Below are 20,063 nucleotides of genomic sequence, written 5' to 3'. Positions count from 1 at the left end.
AGATCAGGTGCGCCATTTCAAGATGGTCCAGCGCCAGGCGTGGCGCAGCACCAGGGGCGTCAACGCGAGGGCGCTCAGCCAGTGGGCCCAGCTGGCAAGGTTGCCGAGGCTATCCCCCGGGGTGCCGTGCAGCACCAGCACCAGTCCGCTGGCCAGACAGATCAGCAGCAAGGCTTCGATGATGCGCCCGGTGGTGCGCAGAAAAGGCTTGCGGCTCTTGCGCAGCAGGCTGCGATGGGAGAGCCAGAAGGCGCCAAACAGCAAGGGGAACAGGGTGAGCGAGAGGGCGACGTGCAAAAACAGGTTCCAGCGCGCCAGGGACCAGGTCGGCGTCAGGGGTTCCCACAGCAGCAGACCGGAGAAAAACATCAGATAAAGGGCACCCTCGGCCGCCTGATGGTGATAGGCCAGCCACTGCCAGCAGTGTCGTGGTGAGAGGGAAAGACTCGTCATGGGTGCTCCAGCTCCCGGGCGGTTCAGCCCGGGGCGAGCAAGTTTACAATGCAGTAAGGGTAATGAAAAGAGTTATCAATTCGGCTCTTGATGAATAGACCCTGAATGGCGCCGGGCCCTATTTGTGCTCCGCCAGCCGCTCGGTCACCGCATAGATAAGTGCCGCGGTGGAGAAGGCGAGGAAGACGATGACCGACCACTTCATCTCGATCTCGTTGCCGGTGCCGTCGTCGAGGAAGGCTTTGAGCACCTCGATGCCAGCGATGGTCACCAGGGAGTTGATGACGATGAGCTTGAGGGACGCGAAGTTGATCTTGCTGAGCCAGTTATCGCCAAGGGCCGCTCGCTGCTCCGGGGTCTTGATGAACTGCACGTAGCCGCAGATGGCCACCAGGATCAGCATCTGGGCCACCAGCACGAAGTCCACCAGGGTGAGTACCCCCGTGATGAGATCCAGATAGTGGATGTCGATGATGTCGCGGCACAGCACATAGAGCTGCATGGCGAACTTCACCATCAGGAGGGCGACACAGATAAGGATGCAGACATAGAAGGGGAACATCATCAACCGGCTGCCGTTGAGCATGACGTTGAAGCGGCGCATGGGAAACTCCATCGAAAAGGAAGGCAGCCAGAATATCCGGAAAGAAAGGAGCGGGAAAGCGCCTTGGCGCCTCCCGCCCGGCCTAGAGGGGGAAAGTGGGCAGGCCCTGGAACAACTGCTGCAACCCCTCGCCCCAGGCCTTTCGCAGCGCCACGAAATGGGGGTTCTGTTCGGTGATGCGGTGCTGGTTCGTCGCCGAGAAGCTGCCCTCGTGATAGACCAGGGCATCCAGGGGCAAGCCCACCGACAGATTGCTGCGCAGGGTCGAGTCGATGGAGATGAGGGCGCACTGCAATGCGGTCTGAAGCGGCGTCTCATGGCTGATGATGCGATCTATGATGGGCTTGCCGTACTTGCTCTCACCAATCTGGAAATAGGGGGTGTCGGCGCTCGCCTCGATGAAGTTGCCCTCCGGATAGATGTGGAACAGGCGGTGGCGCTCCCCCCGGATCTGCCCCCCCAGCAGGATGTTGCAGCCGAAGTTGATATGGCCCTGCTGCTGACCCCCATCCCGGCTGATGACGGTGCGTATGGTCTGGCCGATGAGGGCGGCAGCCTCGTAGAGGCTGGGGAGGGCAAGGAGCTCCTGCCCCTCCGTCAGCAGGCTGATGACGCTCTGGGTGGTGGCCAGATTGCCCGCGCTTTGCAGCACTATCACCCTGTCCTCCCGGGTGAAGAGGTGCAATTTGCGAAAGGTGGCGATGTGATCCACCCCCGCATTGGTGCGCGAATCGGACGCAAACACCATGCCGTCTTGCAGGCACATGGCGACGCAATAGGTCATGACCGCACTCCCGCCAGGACTCTCCCGGTCTTCATTGCTGCTGTCCATCCAGGCGGGTCACCTGCGCCTGGCTCTGCAACTGTTCGCACCCGCCGCCATAGCGCACGCCGCGCACCGGACAGGCATCCAGATAATCCATGCCGACTGCGAGCTTGAGGTGCTCGCTGGTGGAGCTGGTGAGGTTGGTGACGTCGAACGTGTGCCAGCGCTCCTCGATCCACACCTCGGCCCAGGCGTGCATCGCCACGTGGCTGTTGTCCTGGCTGTAAAGGTAACCGCTCACGTACCGGGCCGGCAGGCCGGCGTGGCGGCAGCAGGTCAGGAAGACATGGGTATGGTCCTGACAGACGCCGCTGCCCGAAGCAAGTGCCTCGTCGGCGCTGAAGGTGGCATCCGTGCTGCCGGGCTGATAGGGCATCAGCACCAGGATGCGTGCCATCAGGCTCTGCAAGTCGGCCAGGGTCGGCGCCTCTGGCAGGCAGGCCTTCGCGAGATCCTGCAGGGCCGGGGTCGGGCGGGTGAGGGGGGTGGGCCTCAGGTAGCTCAGGGGAGAGATGAGGGAGGACTCCTCATCTTCCGGGGCGTCGTCGCAGATCTCCACTTCCCCGTGGGCGCGGATCAGGATCCCCTCGTGGGGGGACTCCAGGCTCAGCACGTGCAGTATGTTGCCGTAACCGTCCGTGGTGCAGGTGGCCTCCCCCGGCAGCTCCAGCTCCCAGGAGAGGATCTGCTGGCGAGCCGTGCTGTGGGGAGTCAGGCGCAGGTACTGGGTGCTGCGGCGCACCACGTCGGCATAGTGGTAGCGGGTCTGGTGATCGATGATGAGTCTCATAATACCTCCAGGTAGGCGGCGTGGATGCTCTGGCCGATGGCGCCGATGTCGCTGAGGAAATCACTCAGGTACGCCTGCATGCCGAGGGCAAAGACATCGTCGATGGCGCCATAGGTCAGATGGGCGTTGAGTATGGTGGTCAGGCGCCGGGGCGTCTGACCGGCGTTGCCCTCGATCTGGGCCAGGATCAGCTCCATCTCGTCGAGACAGGCCCGCAGGGAGCGCGGCACGTCATTGCGCAGGATCAGCAGCTCGGCGATGGAGGCATGGGAGAGCGTCTTGTAGAGGGTCTGGTGGGCCTCGTAAGCGCCCACTGACCGCAACAGGGCGTTCCAGCGGTAGAACTCGCGCACGCTGTCCTCGTCCTCCCGGATCACCTGATACTTCACGGTCAGGATGCGTGCCGTGTTGTCGGCCCGCTCGATGAAGGTACCAAGGCGCAGGAACCAGAGCACGTCACCGCGCATGATGGTGCCATAGGTGGCGCCGCGAAACTGGTGGGAGCGCTCCTTGATCCAGTCGAAGAACTCCTGGGCCTGACCGCTGGAGAGCCCCGCCTGGCGGCGCCGGCGGATCTCTATCCAGGCGGCGTTGATGCTCTCCCACACCTCACCGGGGATCTTGCCCCGCACGGCGTGGGCGTTGTCCCTGGCCATGCGCAGACAGCTGAAGATGCTGCTCGGGTTCTCCTCGTCGAAGCAGAAAAATTGCAGCAGGTTCTCCATGTTCACCTGGCCGTAGCGGGCCAGGAAGGGCTCATGGGTACCGCTGATGGTGAGGGGCGCCACCAGCTCGCTGTGATCGGCGTCGATGGAGGGCATCAGCGACATGGTCTGGGTGACGTCCAGCATGCGCGCCGTGTTCTCCGCCCGCTCCAGGTGGCGGGACATCCAGTAAAGTTCGCTTGCGGTGCGGCTCAGCATGGGCTGCCCTCCATGACCCAGGTGTCCTTGGTGCCACCACCCTGGGAGGAGTTGACCACCAGGGAGCCTTCGGTGAGGGCGACCCGGGTCAGGCCGCCCGGCACCAGGCGCAGCTCCTGCCCCGTGAGGACGAAGGGGCGCAGGTCGATGTGGCGAGGGGCGATGCCGGCGTCGACGAAGGTAGGGCAGGTGGAGAGGGAGAGGGTCGGCTGGGCGATGTAGTTGTCGGGCCGCGCCTTGAGCAGTTCGCGAAAACGGGCCAGCTCCTCGCGACTGGCGCAGGGGCCGATAAGCATGCCGTAGCCGCCGGCGCCATGGACCTCCTTGACCACCAGCTCCTCCAGATTGGCCAGCACGTGGGAGAGGGCAGCCGGCTCGCGGCACTGCCAGGTGGGCACGTTGTTGAGAATGGGATCTTCCCCCAGATAGAAGCGGATCATCTCCGGCACATAGGGGTAGATGGACTTGTCATCCGCCACCCCGGTGCCGATGGCATTGGCCAGCACCACGCCGCCGGCGCGGTAGACCGAGAGCAGCCCGGGCACGCCGATGAGGGAGTCCGGGTTGAAGGCGAGGGGATCGAGGAAGTCGTCGTCGATGCGGCGATAGATGACATCCACCCTTTTCAGCCCCGTGGTGGTGCGCATCAGCACCTGACCATCCTTGACCACCAGATCCGCGCTCTCCACCAGCTCCACCCCCATCTGCTGGGCGAGGAAGCTGTGCTCGAAGTAGGCGCTGTTGAAGCGTCCTGGAGTCATCACCACCACGCAGGGGTTGTCCACCGGGCTGCTCTCGCGCAGGGTCTGGAGCAACAGGGCCGGGTAGCGCTCCACCGGGGCGATGGGCTGGTTGTGAAACAGCTCCGGGAAGAGGCGCATCATCATCTTGCGGTTCTCCAGCATGTAGGAGACCCCGGAGGGGGTGCGCAGGTTGTCCTCCAGCACATAGTACTCACCGTCGTGGTTGCGGATGATGTCGACCCCGGTGATGTGGACATAGGTGTCCCGGTGCAGGTCGACCCCCTGCATGCAGGGCTGGTACTGGGCATTGGTGAGGATCTGGGCAGCCGGGATCACCCCCGCCTTCAGGATGCGCTGATCGTGATAGATGTCGTGCAGAAAGGCATTGAGGGCGGTGACGCGCTGGCGGATCCCCTTGTCCAGATGTTGCCACTCCCGGGCGGGAATGATGCGGGGAATGCTGTCGAACGGGATGAGGCGCTCGGCGCCGTCCCCGTCTCCGTAGACGTTGAAGGTGATGCCGACCCGGCGAAACAGCAGGTCGGCCTCTTCACGCTTGCGCTCTATGCTCTTCTCGTCGGTCTGGTGCAGCCACGCCAGGTAGGCGTGGTAATGATCGCGAAACTGGTTGTCGGTGAGCAGCATCTCGTCGTAACAACCGGGTCCGGGGGGCTTGATGGGCAGCATAGGCAACTCCTTGTGACGTCCCTGCGTACATCACAAAGTGCAAGGGCTGTGCCAGCCAATTGAGTCGCTATCGAGGCCAGTGTCAGTAATTTTTTATTGAAAAATCATATGGATGACTTTTATGTCATCAAGGGGCAAGGCAGGGCGCACCAGAGTGGTACCCCATAGAGGGTAAGCCTGCGCCATCTTGTGGCAACAGGCCATGAGGGCAAGGGACGGGCGCATCGGGATGCGGGGCCGGAAGGCGAGCGCCCTTGCCCCGAGGTGGGGCAGGGGGATAAGAAAGAACCCGACCGATGGCCGGGCTTTCAGGCGCAAGCCTATCCTGGGTGAGGTGTCGGTGGACTGGGGTCAGCCGCGTTGGTGCGGGATCCCTGTAGCAAGGCGCATGAAGCGGTCAAATGCACGATCCGGCAACAAGCGGCGCAGGAAGATCATCGGCCTGGCACCAAAACCAACGGCATAGCGGGTCTTGGGGCGACGGGTCTGGACCGCCTTGGCGATGGTATCCGCGATGAGTTCCGGCGGGGACTGGCGCTGGCGGCTGGCGCGTCCGATCATGGACTCCGCCATGGGGAGGGCCTGGTGACCATAAGGCCCCTCGCCGGAGACCTCGCGCAGTTTTTGCGCGGCAATGTCGGCCCACTCGGTCTTGATGCCACCCGGTTCTACCACTACTACATTGATGCCAAAGGGTTCCACCTCCATGCGAAGGCAATCGCTGATGGCCTCCAGTGCGAACTTGGTTCCGTGGTACCAGGCTCCTAGCGGGGTGTGGATCTTGCCGCCCATGGAGGTGATGTTGACTATGGTGCCAGTCTGTCGGGCGCGCATGTGGGGCAGCACCAGCTGGATGAGGCGAACGGCGCCAAACACATTGACGTCAAACTGGGTGCGACCCTCCTCGAGAGAGACTTCTTCAACCGAGCCGTAGGAGCCATACCCGGCATTGTTGACCAGTACGTCGATCTTGCCGGTTTCGGTGATGATTCTCTCAACTCCTGCCTGCATAGATGCATCCTGGGTCACATCCATGGCGATGACGCGGATCCCCGCGTCTGTCAGGCATTGCATGCGTTCGATGCGCCGCGCTGCGGCATACACGGTGAATCCTAGAGCCTTCAGTTTCATGGCGGTGGCCGCTCCGATACCGGAGGAGGCGCCGGTGACGAGCACAACGTTTGAGTTCATATGGAAGATCCTTGAGCAAAATGAATCGCATGCGAGTCCAGAATCGGCTTGCCTGCGGTATCGATACCATACCCGACCCGTGATGCCATGGTTCTGGCAAACGGCGCCATGACGCCATCGAACTGCGCCATCCCTATTGCTTTCGAGTCAGCCTGTGCGGCGATCACCGTCCTTGACCGCGGCCCTGGCGGCGGCCAGATTGGCCGTGAAGTCGACGGCGCTAAATGCCTCCCGGCTGCCAGCGACGGCGAAGGTGGCCCCGGCGAGCAGCACGCGACGGGATTGATATGGGTGGTCATGAGGCTGACCTCAGTTGAATCGATATGACTGGCGAGTGCTTTCCAGCGTCCGCCCGGTCCAATCCTGGAATGCGCGGTAGAAGGAGTTGGGATCTTCGAAGCCAAGCAGAAAGGCTATCTCCCCTCCAGACAGGGTGGTGTGCTCAAGGTAGTGGCAGGCGAGCCTTCTTCGCGTCTCGCTGACCAGGGCTCGAAAGTTTTCCCCTTCCTCTTCCAGCCGGCGTTGCAGGGTTCTCTTGCTCATGCCCAGGCGACTTGCCGCCACCTCAATGGTGGCCGAGTTGCTTGGCAAGAGCTCGAGCAGAACGGCATGCACCCGCTCCGCCGTGGTGGCGGCAGAGTCCATTTCGCACAACTGGCGACGCAGCTCGGGCTCGAAGGCTCGCCACATCCCCTCGTTGCTCGTGAGAAAGGGGCGCAGCACGTCCACGGCAGAAAACGTAATGCTGGCATGGGTTCCAAGTGTGATGGCGGTGCCGAAGAAGCGCTCGTAGCGCTGCAGTGCCTTTCCAGCAGGGAGCGCAGGCAGTGTCACTCGCACGGCACAGATCGCCTCACGTGTGGCGATCTGTGCCAGTCGGACAAAGAAGGCGAGTTCCACCACCTGCAGGGAGACCGGGACCTCGGTGTGCCCTCCTTGCCAGCGAGGGGAGAGCGTCATATCTCCCCAGGAGCCTACCGAGATCTCGAGGCTCATGGGGGCAACGAGCGCCTTGTATTTGGCCAGCCGCTGGACAGCCCGCATCAGATCCGGGCTGCACAGGGCGGCAAACAAGGGGGGACTGAAGACTTCGCTGGAAACGGTCTCGATGAGCCGCAAGGGAAACAGGAGGTCATTGGCTTCCTGCTCCAGCGCCCGCCAGAAACGGAAATACTCATCGGTGGTCAACCCATGATTCTCGCGCGACAACGTGTCTTCCGGCAGCAGTGCCCTGCGCAAGACATGCCTGGATGGCAGGCCAAGGTCTTTGAGCTGTAGCTGCCATCCGACGTCCAGGGAAAAGTGAGATTTGTGTGCCATGCGTGCGCCTTTGCCGTGCGAGGTGAAGTCAGTGCTAGCGGAATGAGGACCAGTATAGGGGGCAGGGCGAGAGCATTGACATGCAAAAGGCGCCAATGTGGTGGCATTGGATGCCAGAGACAGGCAAAACAAAAAGGCCCGATCTTGCGATCGGGCCTTTGAGGCATGGAATATGGCTCCCTCGACAGGACTTGAACCTGTGACATACGGATTAACAGTCCGCCGTTCTACCGACTGAACTACGAGGGAATTGGCTCCTCCTACTGGACTTGAACCAGTGACATACGGATTAACAGTCCGCCGTTCTACCGACTGAACTAAGGAGGAATTGCCTGTCTCGTCGAGACGCAGCGGATATTAATGATCCCCCGGACGGGTGTCAACCCGCCACTCCACGGAAAAAGGGCTTTTCGGCCCGTTTGCCCAAAACTTGGGCGCTGTGGACTATTTTCAGCACAATCAGCAGCTTGAGATGCTTCCGCCTGCGGCCACGGTCGGGCTGGCGATGAAGGTGCCATCGGCCTGGATAGGGCGAGGCAATGGATAAGCCGATCATGGCGGGAACCGATGAAAATCGGCGATGTCGCCCCTGTCGATGGGCTTGCCTCTGAGGTGGTGGGGGGATGCGAGGGAGGTGACGGTTCGCGATGACCGGGGATCTATTAAGGGAATGGCAGGGAAAATCGGCGATATCCCGGTTGTCGATGGGTTTGCCTCCGAGGTGATGGGCGAGGGATTCGAGGGAGGTGCCGGTTCGCGATGAGCAGAGAGATGAGCAGAGAAATGAAGGGATGGCTGGGAAAATCGGCGATATGCGAGCTATCGATGACAATAATGCGGGGTAATGGCCATTTCTTGATCCTGCCCATCGAATTATCGGGCCGGCTCGGGTATGGTTGCTCTGGATACCATCGCCGCGTCGACAGCTCTGCCGGCCCTTGATGATGATCGGGTGCCGGTTCACCCCGGCCTTTGTCTCCCTCTTCTGGTATTACCCTAGACATGCACAATCAAGCTTCCTTACAAGGCGTGAAGCTGGCCATCGCATTGCGCCAATCCTGCATCGACGAACCCTACAGCGTGGCGCGCTTTGGCCGCGACCTCATCGCTGGCATCACGGTCGGCATCATCGCCATTCCGCTCGCCATGGCGCTGGCCATCGCCAGTGGGGTGCCGCCCCAGCACGGCCTTTACACCGCCATCATCGCCGGCATCGTCATCGCCGTGGCGGGGGGATCCCGCTTCTCCATCTCGGGCCCCACTGCCGCCTTCGTGGTGATCCTCTATCCGGTGGCCCAGCAATTCGGGGTGGGGGGTCTCTTGATGGCGACCCTCATCTCCGGCTGCTTCCTGGTGGCCATGGGGATGGCACGCCTCGGTCGCCTCATCGAATACATTCCGCCCTCTGTGACCCTGGGTTTCACCGGCGGTATCGCCATCGTGATCGCCACCTTGCAGATCAAGGACTTCTTTGGCCTGCAGGTGCCCGAGATGCCGGAGACCTATGTCGGCAAGGTGCAGGCGCTGGTCCATGCCCTGCCGAGCTGGCAGTGGGGTGATACCCTGGTGGGGGTGGCGACCCTGGCGGTGCTGCTGCTCTGGCCCAGATTGCGGCTGCCGGTGCCGGGTCACCTGCCGGCCGTGCTGGTGGGGGTGGGCCTGGCGTTTGGTCTGCACCAGTTCGGGGTGGAGGTGGCCACCATCGGCAGCAAGTTCAGCTATACCCTGGCCGATGGTACCCAGGGCATGGGGATCCCCCCCATAGCCCCGACCCTGGTGATGCCCTGGGCCCTGCCCGGGCCGGACGGCGCCCCCGTGGTCTGGGATCTGGCGGCCATCGAGGGGCTGCTGCCCGCCGCCTTTTCCATGGCCATGCTGGGGGCCATCGAATCCCTGCTCTGCGCCGTGGTGCTGGACGGCATGACGGGGCGCAAGCACAGCTCCAACGGCGAGCTGGTGGGGCAGGGGCTTGGCAACATCCTCGCCCCCTTCTTCGGCGGCATCACGGCGACGGCCGCCATCGCCCGTTCCGCCGCCAACGTGCGGGCCGGTGCCACCTCGCCCATCTCCGGCATAGTCCATGCGCTGGTGGTGCTGGCCGCCATTCTGGTGCTGGCCCCCTGGCTCTCCTGGCTGCCGCTCTCTGCCATGGCCGCCCTGCTGCTGCTGGTGGCCTGGAACATGAGCGAGGCCCACAAGGTGGTGGATCTGGTGCGCCGGGCGCCTAAATCCGATGTACTGGTGCTGCTGGTCTGCCTGTCGCTGACCGTCATCTTCGACATGGTCATCGCCATCACCTTCGGGGTGATCCTGGCCTCTTTGCTGTTCATGCGCGAGATAGCCAAGATGACCAGGCTGCACAACCTGGCGGATCACAAACGCTATGCCAGCGAGGTGTCCCCCTCGACCCTTGTCTACAAGATCAACGGGCCACTGTTCTTTGCCGCCGCCGAGCGGGTCTTTGACGAGTTGCTTGCCCAGGTGAAGGACCACAAGGAGTTGATCCTGCAAATGGAGGCGGTCTCCATCCTGGATGCTGGCGGTCTCACCGCCTTCCAGCAGTTCGCAAAACGCATGGCCAAGGCGGGGATCCGTCTCAAGGTGGCTGAATTGCAATTCCAGCCCCTCAAGACCCTGGCGCGGGCCAAGCTGCGTCCGGTGCCGGGAGAGCTGGAGTTCTACGGTTCGCTGGAAGAGGCAATTCGAGGAGAACATTTGCACGAAGCGGTTGAAAATTGATGGAAAGGGATAGGAAATGGCATATTTTTAGTCACTTGGTTCGCTTATTGAGCAAACAGTGGCAAAAGATAAAAAATTGCATTGACCGCCTCGCGCCTATCCCTTACATTACGCCCCGTTCCAGCGCAACGGCGCAGCGAATTCGTGTTGGCTGAACACGTTAAAGCACAGACCAAAATTGGGTGAGGTGTCCGAGTGGCTGCCCACCGACGAAGTCGGCAAGATGCACGCGCAGCGTGCTCCGAAAGCCACTTCAAGCAGTGAAAATTTGGTGAGGTGTCCGAGTGGCTGAAGGAGCACGCCTGGAAAGTGTGTATACGGCAACGTATCGAGGGTTCGAATCCCTCCCTCACCGCCAAATATAACCCGTTGAATTTCAACGGGTTTTTTCATTTCTAGACTTACGTGATTTTTTTCCTGGATCAACTGGGTGGAACAATCATGTATCTGAGTAAAAATGCCTCCGGCACCTACTACACTCGTCTCCCGCTGCCTAAGTCATTACGTGACCGTGGCTTGCCCTTCGCTATCCGTACTTCCCTTTGCACCAAAGATAGGCAGCTCGCTGTAGACCGAAACCTGGCTGTGGCAGCTCGCACTCGCGCACTGATCGCGGCTACCCCTGCGGATACTGCTCCCCGCAGCTTCTATCGCTGGATCCGCGCCGATCTAGACGCGTTCAAAGCAGCGGGGTTCATCCCTCCTCAAACACCTTCCACACCTCGTGAACCTTCTGTTGATGCCCCAGCTTGCCCCAGCAGTGGGATCATGCTCACCCACGCATTGGCGAGATTCATCGAGACTAAAACCAGTGAGGGGATCCAGCATAGGTCGGTGGGCCAGCTCCAACTTCGGATCAACGCCTTCGTCACCTGGGCCAAAGGGGTTAAAGTCGATGAGGTGACGCCCGCTCTGGCGCAGGAGTACCGCAACAGCTTGCTGCGCAAGACCAACCTCAGTTTCAAAACCAAAGGAGATTACCTCGCCGCCCTGAAACAGTTCTTCCGTTGGTGCGTGGCGCTGGACTATTGCAGCCGTAACCCTTTTGATGGGTTGACGGCAGGCAAGAAGCCGCACAAACGGGCGGATGAGGAGCGAGTGCGCTGGCATCGCCCTCAACTGGCTCAGCTGTTTGCCAGCCTGCGCAGCAAACAATCCCAGAAAGGCAAAAAATTGAGAGTTCAAGACTGGTGGGTGCCCCTGCTGTGCCTGTATGCCGGGCTGCGACCCTCTGAGGCCTGTCAGCTCAAAACTCTGAACGTCAAACAGGTCGAGGGGATTTGGTGTCTGATGGTTGATGCGGGAGAGGTGGATCAGCAGCTCAAGAGTGCCAATGCGTACCGTACCGTGCCGCTACATAGTGCGTTGATCGGACATCAATTCCTGGACTATGTGGAGAGTCGTCGCGGTCAGGGGCAGGTATTTTTGTTCGACGACAAACCATCAGGCAAAGACGACGACTGGGCGCATAACATCACCTGTCGCTTCCAACGCCACCTCAATGAGGCTGGCATCGTAGGTCAGGGCCGTCCCACGCTTTACGGGCTGCGGCATACCTTCATCGATGAGTTACAGCAGGCGGATGTCGCTGAGCATGTTGTAGCCGAACTTGCGGGACACAGTAAAAACGGCCTGACGTTTGGCCGCTATGGCAAACGTGTGAACATTAGGCTGCTGAATGAGAAAATCCAATCCCTTCCTACCGACCTGATACCCCACCACCTGCTGTCAGGGGGAAAATCACCGTAAAGATGACGCATATTTTTTGGGTAACAGGGCTGTCTCCCCCCCATGAAAAAACCAATATGAGGCATTTCTCGGCGGTTTAATGGGGCGGGTATGGCCCTATCTTCATGATTTATAATGATTTTAAGCACATTGGAAAATATTTAAAAAACCTAATAAAAATATGTTGACATTTCTTTTTCTTTGTGGGTTATTTTCATTGACGAGTGGTCCTCAATCGTTGTAGTATGCTGATAAAGCTGCTAACAAGGACATAACAACGACAGTAAACACGAAGGATCGAAACGAAATGAATATGGCGTAGAACACACCGACACGTTTATCTCGTTCAAACAAGGGTTATCACCCCTTCAGATTTAAAAAATACCACCAATATCACAGCTATCTTCGATACGCTGAACGGGTTTTTATTACCCAAATTCGGGTGAAGTGAATAACACATGGTATTTGCTTGATGCAATGTTGAGTAAAAATCTGACGGGAACATTTGATTATATCGATTAAATGACATCAGCTATCGCTAATGTATACTTGGCATTTGACAAATTAACAGGATTTTGAGGTGAAACTTATCTGTTTATAGCGTCACAGAGTAATTTATATCGCTGTTTTTAGGTGCACTATTACCCTCTCGGTATCGATGCGTGAGCATCACGTTTTGCTATTGCTGTTTTTGTAATTGAAGGAGTATTTATAACTGTAATGAGGGTAATTATGAACAAACAAACCAATAAAAGGACCGTTCAAAAACAAAAAACTAAACACAACACTGTGCGTTCAGTCATTGTTGATGAGCATTCACTGGCGGCAGCCATTCGTCAGCACCTGGAAATCAAAAAATACCAGTATGCGCAGACAACCTATGACATTTCGAAGCGTAAAGCAGAACAGTTGATAAAATGGATTGGTGATAAACCGCTGACGTCATATCGTGCGAGTGACATTGAACTACTCGTAGTGAAATTTTGCAACAAAAAATATAAAGGAAATACCATTAACCAATATTTGGATATATTGAGACAAGTCTTTGCACGAGCTGTCAGCGATGGTGTTATTCATACCAGTCCAATGGATGGCATTAAAAAATGTAAATTTGAGGTGGACGAACCTGATCCATTTTATCAATACGAAATTAAGGCATTTCTCGCCCTGAAAAGCACCCATTTGCTGGAGGTGTCACTCATCCAACTCGGTATCTCTACGGGTCTGCGCATCAGTGAGTTAATGGCGGTCAGTGCGGAGGCGGTCAATCTCGACAAGCAGACCTTATTGGCTGACCTTGCGTTGGTTGATGGGCAGTACAAAACGCCCAAAACCAGGGGATCTATTCGCACGATAGAGCTGTCAGAACAGGCTGTTGGATCTCTCAAGACCCTGATGAGGCTAGCGGAGCATCGTAAGGCTAAGAAGATTACGGTCACGAGGTCGGACAATCGCACTCAGATGAGTGAACAACGCACCCTGCTGGCTTACTACAGCGCCAAAAGGCGCAGTTATGCCTCGGTTGATGAGTTCCGTGAGCGGTTTTTCAGGCCGTTCTGTCAGGCTGCTGGGGTGCGTTATCGGGGGCCATCTCAATTTCGGCACACCTATGCAAGCCAACTGCTCTCGGCGGGGATCAGCATCGAGTGGATAGCCCGTCAGATGGGGCACACCGGTACAGAAATGGTGGTACGCCATTATGGCAAGTGGTTGATGGAGGACGCCCCTGATTATAGGGGTAGGGCTGACACGGTATTTAATGCCTGTATGGCTGGTCAGCAGGCTCAAGTTACTGTGCCGAGCTGTAATCAAAAAACTGAAGATAAAAACACAGAAAGCGAATTCGATGTCGACGCATTACTGGCAACTCCTGCTGTCATGCAGAGATTGATGAGTGTTTTAATGCAGCGAATTTCTGTGGCGCAGTAAATCACTGTCTACATCACGCATTCAGCATTAATTTAAAACTAAATCGCACCTTTAATAAAGGGATCCACGTCGTGGGTGGGGAAATCCTGCCCACTATCTAAAGAAGGCGTTATTCAAGCGCTCTGGGAGATGACCGAATGGCTACACAGGCAACGGAAAAGGAATATGAAAGACTGGCAAAAAATCATTATGAAATCCTAAAGGAAAAGGGCCTTAATATCACAGCAAAAAACATTGCGGATGAATTGTTGGCTCGCGCTTCAAAATGCAGTCCTGGCTATTGGCGAAAACTGCGCTGTGCACTGGTATATCATCAACAATTGTTGAATTTTCCCGACGCGGCCGAGCGAATTCAGGCCCTGAGTAGGCCAGATATACCGGTTAAGGCAAAACAAAAAAGAGTTAAAAAGGTCGATAATGATGATCTCGTTGCACTGATTCAGTATTTTAAGGCGCGTAATGACAGCGCTATGTTGGCGGCCATATTGTTGTTTATGCGCGCGGGGATAAGACCTGCTGAACTAGCCACCATAACTGCGCAGGGTAATCGGCTCACCGTTATCGGAGCCAAAAAAAGTCATGATGGCAAACGTGGTGCAGATAGGGTCTTACAGTTTGACACGCTGTCGCCAGAGAAATTGCAACTCATGGTGACCGAGGCAAAGAAAGCAAAAATTGGCTCATTGCAGGACAGGCTGCGTGCGGCGGGCAAAAACCTCTGGCCGGCGCGAAAATCGCTGCCGACCTTTTACAGCTGGCGCCATCAGATGGGCTCTGAGCTCAAAGCGTCTGGGCTCGACCGGCAGCGCATTGCCTACATCATGGGTCATCAGGCAACGTCTTCTGTGGACAAATACGGCAATCGTAAATCCGCTAATGGTAACGTGTTACCCACTTGCCCAGCGGATGCTGACCTGAGCCATATCAGGACAACGCACGCCGAGCTTTCTGTGGATAACAAAACTCATGTACAGAACCTTAAGCGGCAAGCGAATTAATAATACCGTCTAACGTGTTGTTTTGCTTGGATTTTCTCTGCCTACTCTTTTTGCCGTTTTTGGATAAATACACCATTGCCCACTCCAACTTCTCTGTTATTTCCTGCCACGCACCATGGATGATGCTCGCCAATATCGGCATTAACCAAAGCGCGCTGTTTTTGGCAATCTTCAGCATCGATAACTCCGCGCTGCCAATCAGCGTCAGCGCCAGCCGACGTTTGACCAGCAAGGCCAGCAAACTAGCCCAGATCAAGCCTTCCGCTATCGCTTTTTGTCGTGTCGCGAACGCCTTCAACCGGTTATGTGATTTCAGCTCTTTGAACAACAGTTCGATCTGCCAACGGCAACGATACAATGCCATCACCTTCTCGGCTGGCCATCGCTCACGCGGAAGATTGGTCATCCATATACAGAACCGTTTTTCCTCTGCAAACCAACGTCTTATGAGTCGATATTTATACTTTCCCGAACTCACATCCAGATCCAGAACCTCGGCTCTGCAGCTTCTCCGATCGATATCCTTGAGCTTTTTTCCGAGTAACTTGGGCATTTCCCTGCCGTCCTGTCGGTAAGCTGCCTGTACTTTGGGATTGAGATTTTGACTCCCTCTGACCAGATAGCTTCCTTTGGCTTTGGTCACATCAGCAAAGTACTCGCGGCTGATGTAACCGGCATCCGCCAATAACAGTTTGTTATTTAACGAATTTGCGGCCGGAAGATGCTTGCGCTCCGATTCGGTATCCGCCGTGATACTCATCGATATCGGCGACTGGTCCAGCAAGGACATGGTCATATGACACTCTACCGCAGCGGGGCTGTGCTTATTGAATCGGCCCGGGAAATGTTCTGCCAATTGCGGATGTAACGCGAATGACGACCCGTCCTGCAGCAGTACCTGCTCAAAGCCTGCCAGTCCGTGGGCGTCCGGTAGACACTCCTTGAGGCGTAAGGCGATGGCTCGTTCAACCAGTGCGCGCATGAACAAGGGAAAACCCTGCTTGCGTAACTGGTTGTGAAAGGGTTTATACGCTATTTGGTCAGTATCATGGAGCTGCAACGCATTGAAATGGCGATGCAAACCAGCAATACCATCCACCTTGTCGCAACCAAGCCCTGAGAGCAGAGCCGGGAGTAGTCTCGCAGGCTGGATATCCCGGAGTCGCTGACAAAAACCGGTAAATTTACCGATCCGGTTGAGTTCAGAAGAGCTAAGAAGTTGCTTGAGGTACTGGGTTGCATTGATAATAGTCATGGCTTCGGGCGTGTCGGTTTTTTTTTGCGATTAAATCAGATCACAAACGAAGCCTTTTTTCTATCTATTTCAATTGGTTGTAGCTAAAGATCCTGTACATGTAACAAAACTCATCGCCAGGTAGCTACACCCACAACAGTGGCTGAGCCTTCGCCGAGCGCAGATTCAACTGCCCCAACAACGCCGAGAGGCATGGCGGCATTCATCAATCGGCATCGCGATGCCGATGACGACTTATCCCGATAAGGGAGCGGCTACAGGGGGACAGCCTTGCTGCTATCACTGCATCATGTACAGAACCTTAAGCGGCAAGCGAATTAATAATACCGTCTAACGTGTTGTTTTGCTTGGATTTTCTCTGCCTACTCTTTTTGCCGTTTTTGGATAAATACACCATTGCCCACTCCAACTTCTCTGTTATTTCCTGCCACGCACCATGGATGATGCTCGCCAATATCGGCATTAACCAAAGCGCGCTGTTTTTGGCAATCTTCAGCATCGATAACTCCGCGCTGCCAATCAGCGTCAGCGCCAGCCGACGTTTGACCAGCAAGGCCAGCAAACTAGCCCAGATCAAGCCTTCCGCTATCGCTTTTTGTCGTGTCGCGAACGCCTTCAACCGGTTATGTGATTTCAGCTCTTTGAACAACAGTTCGATCTGCCAACGGCAACGATACAATGCCATCACCTTCTCGGCTGGCCATCGCTCACGCGGAAGATTGGTCATCCATATACAGAACCGTTTTTCCTCTGCAAACCAACGTCTTATGAGTCGATATTTATACTTTCCCGAACTCACATCCAGATCCAGAACCTCGGCTCTGCAGCTTCTCCGATCGATATCCTTGAGCTTTTTTCCGAGTAACTTGGGCATTTCCCTGCCGTCCTGTCGGTAAGCTGCCTGTACTTTGGGATTGAGATTTTGACTCCCTCTGACCAGATAGCTTCCTTTGGCTTTGGTCACATCAGCAAAGTACTCGCGGCTGATGTAACCGGCATCCGCCAATAACAGTTTGTTATTTAACGAATTTGCGGCCGGAAGATGCTTGCGCTCCGATTCGGTATCCGCCGTGATACTCATCGATATCGGCGACTGGTCCAGCAAGGACATGGTCATATGACACTCTACCGCAGCGGGGCTGTGCTTATTGAATCGGCCCGGGAAATGTTCTGCCAATTGCGGATGTAACGCGAATGACGACCCGTCCTGCAGCAGTACCTGCTCAAAGCCTGCCAGTCCGTGGGCGTCCGGTAGACACTCCTTGAGGCGTAAGGCGATGGCTCGTTCAACCAGTGCGCGCATGAACAAGGGAAAACCCTGCTTGCGTAACTGGTTGTGAAAGGGTTTATACGCTATTTGGTCAGTATCATGGAGCTGCAACGCATTGAAATGGCGATGCAAACCAGCAATACCATCCACCTTGTCGCAACCAAGCCCTGAGAGCAGAGCCGGGAGTAGTCTCGCAGGCTGGATATCCCGGAGTCGCTGACAAAACCGGTAAATTTACCGATCCGGTTGAGTTCAGAAGAGCTAAGAAGTTGCTTGAGGTACTGGGTTGCATTGATAATAGTCATGGCTTCGGGCGTGTCGGTTTTTTTTTGCGATTAAATCAGATCACAAACGAAGCCTTTTTTCTATCTATTTCAATTGGTTGTAGCTAAAGATCCTGTACATGACAGGTCACTGCAGCGGCCAAACTGTTGCCACATCTCAGTTCAGGAGGAAACGCAATGACTCAGGAAAGGATCCAGACCCGCTACCCACTCGGCGGCCCCTTCGCCACCCAGGCTGAGCTGGAGCAGGCCATCACCCAGGCCATAACGACCCACAGACAAGATTTCTTCCCTCTGCTGGAACGGCTGGTGGACGTGGGGGACACCCGGGTCAACCTCAGTCAGGAGAACCCGCTGCGGGTGCTCAGCATCGAACTCGCTGACGGCCGTGAAGGAGTGGCCCATATCAACTACGAGTCCAACTTCGCCGAGAGCTGCCTGATTATCAACGAATACGACCAGCACCAGACCAGCCTGGCCTTTCGCCTCGACGGGGATGCACTTATCTTCGACGTCGAACTGCCGATCGCGTGGAATTTCAATAACTGAAGATTCAGCGGTGTAATGCCGCCTGGTTGCTACACCCGGTCAGCCAGCTCCCCTCACCCTAACCCTCTCCCAAAGGGAGAGGGGATCAGCCCGTGCCAACCTCCAGCCGTGGTAGTCACTCCATACTCTGCTGTTATTTCAGGCGCCTGTAATCTTCCCCATATGGCTGTCATCTGAATAGCAATATCCAGCATATAGCCACCATAACCCTCACTCATGTACAGGATCTTTAGCGGCAACCAATTGAAATAGATATAAAAAAGGCTTCGTTTGTGATCTGATTTTATCGCCAAACAAAATCAACACGCGCGAAGCCTATGACTATTATCAACGCTAATTACTATCTGGAGCAACTCTTGGCTCCCGCCGCACTCGAGCGCATTGCTCGGCTCTGCAAGTTTTGTCTGCGTCAGCGTGCCATTACCCCAGCCATGCTCGTACCTGCACTGCTGCGGGCCATGGGAGGCGACCAGGTCAATGACATTGCCGGTTTACACCGCCATTTCAATGCCTTGCAACTGGTAAACACCCATCAGGTTTCTTACAAACCGTTTCACAATCAGCTGCGCAAAGAGAGCTTTGCCCTGTTTATGAAAGCCCTGGTCGAGCGGGCCATCGCCTTGCGTATCGACCATCAACTCAAAGCAGCCTCCCTCGGCGCGTTCAAGCAGGTGTTACTGCACGATGGCACCTCCTTTGCGGTGCATCGGCGCCTTGCTGCTGATTTTCCCGGCCGGTTCAAGACCATCAGTCCGGCAGCTATCGAGTGCCATATGACCATGTCACTGTCGGAGCAGAGCCCGTTGTGCATGAGTGTGTCTGCCGATACCGCAGGGGAACGGCAATTTCTGCCTGAAGCCCACACGCTGACCAACTGCCTGCTGCTGGCTGACGCAGGTTACATTGACAGGGCTTGGTTTGAGCAGGTGAACGACGCTGGCGGATTTTATCTGGTGCGCGGCACGAAAAGCCTGAACCCCAAGATAATCCAAGCCTGGCGCGGTGATGGACGGGAAGTACCCAAGCTGGCGGGACTATCTCTGAGAGAGGCCGGACGGCGACGCTGTCGGGCCGAGGTACTGGATATGGTGGTGAAGTCCGGCCAGGTCGAGTACCGGTTGATCCGGCGCTGGTTTGCTGAGGAAAAGCGGTTCTGTCTGTGGATGACGAACCTACCGCGAGCAGCATGGTCAGCAGAGCAGGTGATGAGCCTGTATCGCTGCCGTTGGCAGGTGGAGTTGTTATTTAAAGAGTGGAAATCGCACAACCGGCTCAAGGGGTTTGTGACGGGCGAGAAAGCGATTGCCGAGGGGTTGGTGTGGACGAGCCTGCTGTCGCTGGTGATGAAGAGACGGGTCGCGCAGAGTGTGATGAGTGGGGCGCTATCGATGCTGAAAGCGTCGAAGAACAGTGCGACGTGGTGGCTACCGCTATTGGAAGCAGTGGCCCATAGGGCGCTGACAGAAATAAGGGAAAGATTGGAATGGGCTGCCGATTATTTGGCCAAGAACGCCTGCCGAACCAAGCAGAGAAAGTCGATACAGAACAGGACCTTGGAAGGCGTTTTAAATGGACTCGCCGCTTAAGGTCCTGTACATGTAACAGCTTTACCTACCATTGAGTCCAAGAGATGTGGCCGTGAACCCACGGTAGAAAGAAGTATGTCGTTTTCACCTAGAATGTATTGCTCCAAGCCAAGAGCGTCTTGTTCACATAAATAGACTGGATTTTCAGAATGAATTGAGTTTCGAGTTGTATCCGAAATCCGCACAAT

The 20,063-nt window shown here is 56.6% G+C and carries 16 protein-coding genes, 3 tRNA genes and 1 pseudogene; 7 read left to right on the top strand and 13 right to left on the bottom strand.

Annotated features, from left to right (window positions below):
- Positions 1–3: 3 nt before the first annotated feature.
- The 11 genes from H7R73_RS14530 to H7R73_RS14485 form a co-directional block, all read right to left on the bottom strand.
- Positions 4–453 (bottom strand): hypothetical protein, encoded by a 450-nt coding sequence (locus H7R73_RS14530; protein ID WP_039038940.1) that lies wholly within the window; start codon positions 451–453, stop codon positions 4–6.
- A 118-nt stretch (positions 454–571) separates the two neighbouring features.
- The gene (locus H7R73_RS14525) at positions 572–1,057 is read right to left on the bottom strand and encodes a YqhA family protein (protein ID WP_010674393.1); all 486 of its coding nucleotides are present in this window, start codon (positions 1,055–1,057) and stop codon (positions 572–574) included.
- Positions 1,058–1,139: 82 nt separating this feature from the next.
- Positions 1,140–1,841 carry a peptidase gene (locus H7R73_RS14520; protein WP_039038939.1) on the bottom strand — a complete coding sequence of 234 codons (702 nt, stop codon included), beginning with the start codon at positions 1,839–1,841 and terminating at the stop codon, positions 1,140–1,142.
- Between the two features lie 31 nt (positions 1,842–1,872).
- Positions 1,873–2,673 carry a transglutaminase family protein gene (locus H7R73_RS14515; protein WP_103259930.1) on the bottom strand — a complete coding sequence of 267 codons (801 nt, stop codon included), beginning with the start codon at positions 2,671–2,673 and terminating at the stop codon, positions 1,873–1,875.
- Positions 2,670–3,596, bottom strand: coding sequence for an alpha-E domain-containing protein (locus tag H7R73_RS14510; protein WP_103259931.1), 927 nt, complete (start codon positions 3,594–3,596; stop codon positions 2,670–2,672). Before H7R73_RS14510 ends, H7R73_RS14515 begins: the two co-directional genes overlap by 4 nt.
- On the bottom strand, positions 3,590–5,026 hold the full coding sequence (locus tag H7R73_RS14505) for a circularly permuted type 2 ATP-grasp protein (RefSeq protein ID WP_103259932.1): 1,437 nt from the start codon (positions 5,024–5,026) through the stop codon (positions 3,590–3,592). The genes H7R73_RS14510 and H7R73_RS14505 overlap by 7 nt, the downstream gene beginning before the upstream one ends.
- A 351-nt stretch (positions 5,027–5,377) precedes the next feature.
- Positions 5,378–6,217, bottom strand: coding sequence for an oxidoreductase (locus tag H7R73_RS14500; RefSeq protein WP_103259933.1), 840 nt, complete (start codon positions 6,215–6,217; stop codon positions 5,378–5,380).
- The gene (locus H7R73_RS24410) at positions 6,214–6,348 is read right to left on the bottom strand and encodes a hypothetical protein (protein ID WP_257707510.1); all 135 of its coding nucleotides are present in this window, start codon (positions 6,346–6,348) and stop codon (positions 6,214–6,216) included. The genes H7R73_RS14500 and H7R73_RS24410 overlap by 4 nt, the downstream gene beginning before the upstream one ends.
- A gap of 178 nt (positions 6,349–6,526) precedes the next feature.
- Positions 6,527–7,537, bottom strand: coding sequence for an AraC family transcriptional regulator (locus H7R73_RS14495; protein ID WP_182951299.1), 1,011 nt, complete (start codon positions 7,535–7,537; stop codon positions 6,527–6,529).
- Between the two features lie 173 nt (positions 7,538–7,710).
- Positions 7,711–7,786: transfer RNA gene (locus H7R73_RS14490), tRNA-Asn, on the bottom strand.
- Between the two features lie 2 nt (positions 7,787–7,788).
- Positions 7,789–7,864: transfer RNA gene (locus H7R73_RS14485), tRNA-Asn, on the bottom strand.
- Between the two features lie 675 nt (positions 7,865–8,539).
- On the opposite strand from H7R73_RS14485, the gene dauA reads away from it, so the two are divergent.
- The 5 genes from dauA (at position 8,540) to H7R73_RS14460 (ending at position 14,931) form a co-directional block, all read left to right on the top strand.
- Positions 8,540–10,276 carry a C4-dicarboxylic acid transporter DauA gene (gene dauA, locus H7R73_RS14480; protein WP_103259936.1) on the top strand — a complete coding sequence of 579 codons (1,737 nt, stop codon included), beginning with the start codon at positions 8,540–8,542 and terminating at the stop codon, positions 10,274–10,276.
- A gap of 270 nt (positions 10,277–10,546) precedes the next feature.
- Positions 10,547–10,634 (top strand) — tRNA-Ser (locus H7R73_RS14475).
- Between the two features lie 83 nt (positions 10,635–10,717).
- Positions 10,718–12,025, top strand: coding sequence for a site-specific integrase (locus H7R73_RS14470; RefSeq protein ID WP_223953347.1), 1,308 nt, complete (start codon positions 10,718–10,720; stop codon positions 12,023–12,025).
- Positions 12,026–12,736: 711 nt separating this feature from the next.
- A complete protein-coding gene (locus tag H7R73_RS14465) occupies positions 12,737–13,933 on the top strand; it encodes a tyrosine-type recombinase/integrase (RefSeq protein ID WP_232092697.1) in 1,197 nt (398 codons plus the stop codon).
- A gap of 137 nt (positions 13,934–14,070) precedes the next feature.
- A complete protein-coding gene (locus H7R73_RS14460; RefSeq protein WP_182951297.1) occupies positions 14,071–14,931 on the top strand; it encodes a site-specific integrase in 861 nt (286 codons plus the stop codon).
- Here the strand turns inward: H7R73_RS14460 and H7R73_RS14455 are convergent.
- Together H7R73_RS14455 and H7R73_RS14450 are read right to left on the bottom strand one after the other, a co-directional pair.
- The gene (locus tag H7R73_RS14455) at positions 14,912–16,186 is read right to left on the bottom strand and encodes an IS4-like element ISApu2 family transposase (protein WP_011191341.1); all 1,275 of its coding nucleotides are present in this window, start codon (positions 16,184–16,186) and stop codon (positions 14,912–14,914) included. The genes H7R73_RS14460 and H7R73_RS14455 overlap by 20 nt on opposite strands.
- Positions 16,187–16,487: 301 nt before the next feature.
- A pseudogene (locus H7R73_RS14450) lies at positions 16,488–17,761 on the bottom strand (IS4-like element ISApu2 family transposase).
- A 156-nt stretch (positions 17,762–17,917) separates the two neighbouring features.
- Here H7R73_RS14450 and H7R73_RS14445 point away from each other — a divergent pair.
- Both H7R73_RS14445 and H7R73_RS14440 read left to right on the top strand, forming a co-directional pair.
- Positions 17,918–18,289, top strand: a complete 372-nt coding sequence (locus H7R73_RS14445) for a hypothetical protein (RefSeq protein WP_004099020.1) — start codon at positions 17,918–17,920, stop codon at positions 18,287–18,289.
- A 317-nt stretch (positions 18,290–18,606) separates the two neighbouring features.
- The gene (locus H7R73_RS14440; RefSeq protein ID WP_011191342.1) at positions 18,607–19,875 is read left to right on the top strand and encodes an IS4-like element ISApu1 family transposase; all 1,269 of its coding nucleotides are present in this window, start codon (positions 18,607–18,609) and stop codon (positions 19,873–19,875) included.
- Positions 19,876–20,063: the final 188 nt, after the last annotated feature.

The organism is Aeromonas sp. WP2-W18-CRE-05, from assembly GCF_014168615.1.
Classification (GTDB): domain Bacteria; phylum Pseudomonadota; class Gammaproteobacteria; order Enterobacterales; family Aeromonadaceae; genus Aeromonas; species Aeromonas caviae.
The sequence above is the reverse complement of the archived record's forward strand: the minus strand, read 5'-3'. Positions and strand labels throughout refer to the sequence as shown.

Coding starts and splice junctions, on each gene's coding strand:
- H7R73_RS14440 (WP_011191342.1), top strand. CDS start 18,607: ATGACTATTATCAACGCTAATTACTATCTGGAGCAACTCTTGGCTCCC.
- H7R73_RS24410 (WP_257707510.1), bottom strand. CDS start 6,348: ATGGCGCAGTTCGATGGCGTCATGGCGCCGTTTGCCAGAACCATGGCA.
- H7R73_RS14520 (WP_039038939.1), bottom strand. CDS start 1,841: ATGACCTATTGCGTCGCCATGTGCCTGCAAGACGGCATGGTGTTTGCG.
- H7R73_RS14515 (WP_103259930.1), bottom strand. CDS start 2,673: ATGAGACTCATCATCGATCACCAGACCCGCTACCACTATGCCGACGTG.
- H7R73_RS14500 (WP_103259933.1), bottom strand. CDS start 6,217: ATGAACTCAAACGTTGTGCTCGTCACCGGCGCCTCCTCCGGTATCGGA.
- dauA (WP_103259936.1), top strand. CDS start 8,540: ATGCACAATCAAGCTTCCTTACAAGGCGTGAAGCTGGCCATCGCATTG.
- H7R73_RS14470 (WP_223953347.1), top strand. CDS start 10,718: ATGTATCTGAGTAAAAATGCCTCCGGCACCTACTACACTCGTCTCCCG.
- H7R73_RS14455 (WP_011191341.1), bottom strand. CDS start 16,186: ATGACTATTATCAATGCAACCCAGTACCTCAAGCAACTTCTTAGCTCT.
- H7R73_RS14505 (WP_103259932.1), bottom strand. CDS start 5,026: ATGCTGCCCATCAAGCCCCCCGGACCCGGTTGTTACGACGAGATGCTG.
- H7R73_RS14495 (WP_182951299.1), bottom strand. CDS start 7,537: ATGGCACACAAATCTCACTTTTCCCTGGACGTCGGATGGCAGCTACAG.
- H7R73_RS14460 (WP_182951297.1), top strand. CDS start 14,071: ATGGCTACACAGGCAACGGAAAAGGAATATGAAAGACTGGCAAAAAAT.
- H7R73_RS14445 (WP_004099020.1), top strand. CDS start 17,918: ATGACTCAGGAAAGGATCCAGACCCGCTACCCACTCGGCGGCCCCTTC.
- H7R73_RS14510 (WP_103259931.1), bottom strand. CDS start 3,596: ATGCTGAGCCGCACCGCAAGCGAACTTTACTGGATGTCCCGCCACCTG.
- H7R73_RS14530 (WP_039038940.1), bottom strand. CDS start 453: ATGACGAGTCTTTCCCTCTCACCACGACACTGCTGGCAGTGGCTGGCC.
- H7R73_RS14525 (WP_010674393.1), bottom strand. CDS start 1,057: ATGCGCCGCTTCAACGTCATGCTCAACGGCAGCCGGTTGATGATGTTC.
- H7R73_RS14465 (WP_232092697.1), top strand. CDS start 12,737: ATGAACAAACAAACCAATAAAAGGACCGTTCAAAAACAAAAAACTAAA.